The organism is Brucella grignonensis, from assembly GCF_002252505.1.
Lineage (GTDB): Bacteria > Pseudomonadota > Alphaproteobacteria > Rhizobiales > Rhizobiaceae > Brucella > Brucella grignonensis.
The window spans coordinates 1-1,085 of sequence record NZ_NNRL01000104.1; the positions used below are offsets into that span (position 1 = coordinate 1).

Sequence of the window (1,085 nt, forward strand, 5' to 3'; positions counted from 1 at the left end):
GCGGTGAACAAATGAGGAAAGCTGAAGGCGACGATCGCCCAGGCCTCATCCTCTTCATAGGCCCCGCCGGTGACGCGGATCGACGGATGAACCTTGCGGTTGCGGTCGGGCGAAAGAAGGAAGCCGCCATGGCCGGCCGTCGAGTGGAAGACAACGCCATCGGCATAGACCGTCGTGCCCTGTGATGGCCCCCACGGCGTATTGGCCGTGGATCGCTCTTCGCGTCGGCCGAGCGCGATCTTTTCGCGCTGGTGCTCGGCGTTTTCCAGAACTTTTGCCCGGAACGCCTTCTCATCGGCAAGGTCGCCTCCATGACCGTAGAAGTCGCTCCGCGTCCAGTCGGCCATGGGCCGCCGGATACGCCACCCGGTTACAAGGAAATGGCGCCCGTTTCGGGCGGGGGCCATGGCGAAGGCGTGCTCGTCGACGAGTGCAACGGGCAGGCCATCTGCACTTTTGCCAAAAGAAACCCCCGGAAAACCGGAGGTCTCGACGACGTTGGTTTCGGAAGCAGGTGCGCTCATGCGGCCGTCCTCCCCTCCACACTGTCCGCGGCTTCCGTATCGGCCGTAATTTCCTGCAGCACGGCATTCCGCGGCGGCGGTGCGATCGGCGGCAAGATGGACAAGCTCGGCGTCGTCGCCGGCGCGATCGAGGACGAGGACCGAGCCGATCGCGGGCCGTTCCTTGACCGTGAACTTGAGGTCGCTGTCCACCGAAAACGTCCGGTGGACGCGCAGGACGATCGTCCCCTGACTGCCATAGTCGCCCTCATGGAGGGTGATGGAGGCAGGGATCGTCGTATTGCCGACACGCGCTTCGGCCTGTTTGCGGATCAGGCGGCCGCCGGAATTGCGGTTCTCCCAGGCGGCCAGCTTTTTGCGATGCCTCTCGGGCGGGCGCGGGGAGCCGTCGGAATATGTCAGGGTCGAGCCGAGCGGCACGAGGTCGTAGATCAACTGAGCGGACATGGTTTCTCCATGATGTTGGGTGGAAAACAGAACCGCCGCCGGTGATGCACCGGCGGCGGGATGCTCGTTCGGAAGAGAAGGTGTGACGCTTACTCGGCGGCCACCTTGTAGGCC

Annotated in this window: 1 protein-coding gene and 1 pseudogene; both read right to left on the minus strand. The window is 64.2% G+C overall.

From position 1 onward, the window contains the following. Window positions 1-524: DUF7007 domain-containing protein (locus CEV33_RS01375; protein ID WP_407923790.1), on the minus strand; the 524-nt coding region annotated here is incomplete at its 3' end. Beyond that, window positions 521-971: pseudogene (locus CEV33_RS01380) on the minus strand (hypothetical protein). The pseudogene CEV33_RS01380 and the gene CEV33_RS01375, both read right to left, overlap by 4 nt. Window positions 972-1,085: the final 114 nt, after the last annotated feature.